The sequence below is a fragment of the Saccharopolyspora sp. 6M genome, from assembly GCF_020176775.1.
In the GTDB taxonomy this organism is placed as follows: domain Bacteria; phylum Actinomycetota; class Actinomycetes; order Mycobacteriales; family Pseudonocardiaceae; genus Saccharopolyspora_C; species Saccharopolyspora_C gregorii.
This window is the reverse complement of sequence record NZ_JAIUJZ010000326.1, coordinates 1-3,464: the sequence shown is the minus strand read 5'-3', so window position 1 is coordinate 3,464 and position 3,464 is coordinate 1. Positions and strand designations below refer to the sequence as shown.

Sequence of the window (3,464 nt, the reverse complement as noted above, 5' to 3'; positions counted from 1 at the left end):
CACCCACCCCCGCCGCTCCGTGACGAGCCGCATACCGCGGAATGCCACCACCGCGCACGCGTGTTTGAGCCGACGAGACCCGCGGGAAGACAACGAGGAGTTTCACGGACGAGAGAGGTGACCATGACCGGCTTCTTCGGCTCCGGAGGGTTCGGTTCGAGCCCCTTCGACGACTTCCTGGCCCGCTACCTCTCCGGTGGCGACGGCCCGAACCAGCCCCAACGGGTCGACCTCACCCGCCTGATGAGCAGGCACGCCCAAGACCTGGTGGCCAACGCCGCCCGCCTCACCGTCGAACACGGCGGCCGCGACCTCGACACCCACCACCTGCTGTGGGCCGCCACCCGCTCCGAAACCACCCGCGCCATGCTGGAACGCGCCGGAGCCGACCCCGACCCGCTCGCCCAGCGCATCGAACAGCAGCTGCCCACCGGCGACGCCGTCGAACAACCACCCGCGCTGACCCCCGCGGCCAAGCGCACCCTGCTCGAATCGCACCAGATCGCCCGCGCCGTCGGCGCCTCCTACATCGGCCCCGACCACCTGCTGCTCGCGCTGGCCGCCAACCCCGAATCGCAGGCCGGGCGCATCCTCGCCGCCGCCCACGTCACCCTCGAATCGCTGCAGGCAGGCCCCGCCGACCCGGCGCAGCCGCGGCCCGACACCGCCGAGACCAGCAGCACCCCCACCCTGGAGCAGTTCGGCCAGGACCTCACCACCAAGGCCCGCGACGGCGGCCTCGACCCCGTCATCGGCCGCGACGAGGAGATCGAGCAGACCATCGAAGTGCTCTCCCGCCGCACCAAGAACAACCCGGTGCTCATCGGCGAAGCCGGCGTCGGCAAGACCTCCGTCGTCGAAGGCCTCGCCCAACGCGTCGTCGACGGCCAAGTGCCCGACGTGCTCCAGGACAAGCGCGTCGTGCAACTCGACCTCTCCGGCGTCGTCGCAGGCACCCGCTACCGCGGCGACTTCGAAGAACGCATGAACAAACTCCTCGACGAGATCAGCAAGAACCGCGACCGGCTGATCATCTTCATCGACGAGCTGCACACCGTCGTCGGCGCAGGCGGCTCCGACGGCGCCGTCGACGCGGGCAACATGCTCAAACCCAAGCTCGCCCGCGGCGAACTGCACGTCGTCGGCGCCACCACCCTCGACGAATACCGCACCAACATCGAGAAGGACGCCGCGCTGGAACGCCGCTTCCAGCCCATCACCGTCGACGAACCCAGCGTCGCCGACACCGAACGCATCCTCTGCGGCCTCCGCGACCGCTACGAAGCCCACCACCAGGTCCGGTTCCACGACGACGCCATCCGCGCCGCCGCCGAACTCGCCGACCGCTACATCACCGACCGGTTCCTGCCCGACAAGGCCATCGACCTCATCGACCAGGCAGGCGCCCGCAAACGGCTGCGCACCGGAACGCCCGACACCGACCTGCGCGAACTCGAACAGCGCAACGACGAACTCAGCCGCGACAAGGCCCAAGCCATCGCCGAAGAGGACTACGAACGCGCCGCCAACCTCCGCGACGAGATCGTCGCGGTCCGCGAACGGATCCGGTCCCAACGCCAAGGCGGCGGCGGCATCCCCGTCGTCGGCCGCGAAGAGATCGCCGACGTCGTCTCCCGCGCCACCGGCATCCCCGCCACCCAACTCACCGAGCAGGAGAAGACCCGCCTGCTCAACCTCGAAGAACAACTGCACAAGCGCGTCGTCGGCCAGGACGAAGCCGTCCACGCCATCGCCCGCGCCGTCCGCCGTTCCCGCACCGGCATGGGCGACCCCAACCGGCCCGTCGGCACCTTCCTGTTCCTCGGACCCACCGGCGTCGGCAAGACCGAACTCGCCCGGGCGCTGGCCGAATCCCTCTTCGGCGACCAGGACCGCATGGTCCGCCTGGACATGAGCGAATTCCAAGAAGCCCACACCGCCAGCCGCATGGTCGGCTCCCCACCCGGCTACGTCGGCTACGGCGAAGCCGGCCAACTCACCGAAGCCGTCCGCCGCCGCCCCTACTCGGTCATCCTCCTCGACGAGATCGAGAAGGCCCACCCCGACGTGTTCAACACCCTGCTGCAAGTCCTCGACGACGGCCGCCTCACCGACGGCCAAGGCCGCACCGTCGACTTCAGCAACACCGTGCTGATCATGACCAGCAACCTCGGCTCCGACATCATCTCGCAACGCTCCGGAGTCCTCGGCTTCTCCAGCCGCGGCCAGGAACAAGCCGACGAACCCGCCCGCGACCGCCTCATGGCACGACTCCGCGACGCGTTCCGGCCCGAATTCCTCAACCGCATCGACGAAGTCGTCATGTTCCGCAGGCTCGAAACCGACCAGCTGCACCGCATCACCGAACTGCTGCTCGGCGACACCCGCGAACGCCTCGGCACCCAGGACATCGAAGTCGACTTCAGCAACGCCGCCGTCGACTGGATCACCGAACACGGCCACCAACCCGACTACGGCGCCCGCCCGCTGCGACGCACCATCCAACGCGAAGTCGACGACTCCATCTCCGAACTGCTCCTCGAAGGCAAGCTCGGCGAAGGACAACGCGTCGAGGTCGACACCTCCGGCGACCAGCTCACCTTCCAGATCAGGCCCGCCCTCGAAACCGGCGCCGGAACCTCCTGACCCCACCGGCACCCGAAAAAGTCAGCACGGAGGGTGACCGAGCCGATGCGATGAGTTACGATGATGATCGCCGCCGCACCTCCCCCTCGTGCGGCGAAGGACGCCCAGGGCTTGGACCCCCAGCAAGCCCTGGGCGTCACTCACGTCCGGAACCGGCTCACTCCGCCAACCGCGCCGGAAAACCACCCGTCGCGATCGGACCCCACGACTCGATCGACACCCGGATCAGCGACTTGCCCTGCTTGCGCATCGCCTCCCGGTACTCGTCCCAATCCGGATGCTCACCCGAGATGCACCGGAAGTACTCCACCAGCGGCTCCACGCTCTCCGGCGGATCCACCACCTCCGCCGAACCGTCCACCTGCACCCACGGACCGTTGAACTCATCCGAGAGCACGCACACCGACACCCGGCCCGACCGGCGCACGTTCACCGCCTTCGCCCGCTCCGGATACGTCGACACCACGATCCGCCCCTGCCCGTCCACCCCGCACGTCACCGGCGAGATCTGCGGACGACCCGACGCCCGCTCCGTCACCAGCAACGCACGATGACGCGGACGCACGAACTCCAACAGCTCCGGGAACTCGACCCGATCATTGGTGGCGATGCTGGGGGCCACAGCGGTCCTTCCGACGCACGACGAACTGACGGCCGAAAACCTACCCCAACCACCCGGCCACCATTCCGCACCACCACCGACCCGCGTGACGATAACCGCCGCCCACACAGGTGTTTCCACCGATCACGCGCGCCATGTGAGTGACGAAAGACCCTGCGATCTGCGCACCCGCCCCCGTAGCCTCGCACCACGGCCC

Annotated in this window: 2 protein-coding genes; one reads left to right on the top strand and one right to left on the bottom strand. The window is 68.7% G+C overall.

Annotated features, from left to right (window positions below; genetic code table 11):
* Window positions 1-123: 123 nt before the first annotated feature.
* On the top strand, window positions 124-2,646 hold the full coding sequence (locus LCD31_RS28530; protein WP_224963254.1) for an ATP-dependent Clp protease ATP-binding subunit: 2,523 nt from the start codon (window positions 124-126) through the stop codon (window positions 2,644-2,646).
* A gap of 157 nt (window positions 2,647-2,803) precedes the next feature.
* Here LCD31_RS28530 and LCD31_RS28525 read toward each other — a convergent pair whose 3' ends face one another.
* A complete protein-coding gene (locus tag LCD31_RS28525) occupies window positions 2,804-3,268 on the bottom strand; it encodes a PPOX class F420-dependent oxidoreductase (RefSeq protein WP_224963251.1) in 465 nt (154 codons plus the stop codon).
* Window positions 3,269-3,464 lie beyond the last annotated feature (196 nt).

Coding starts and splice junctions, on each gene's coding strand:
- LCD31_RS28530 (WP_224963254.1), top strand. CDS start 124: ATGACCGGCTTCTTCGGCTCCGGAGGGTTCGGTTCGAGCCCCTTCGAC.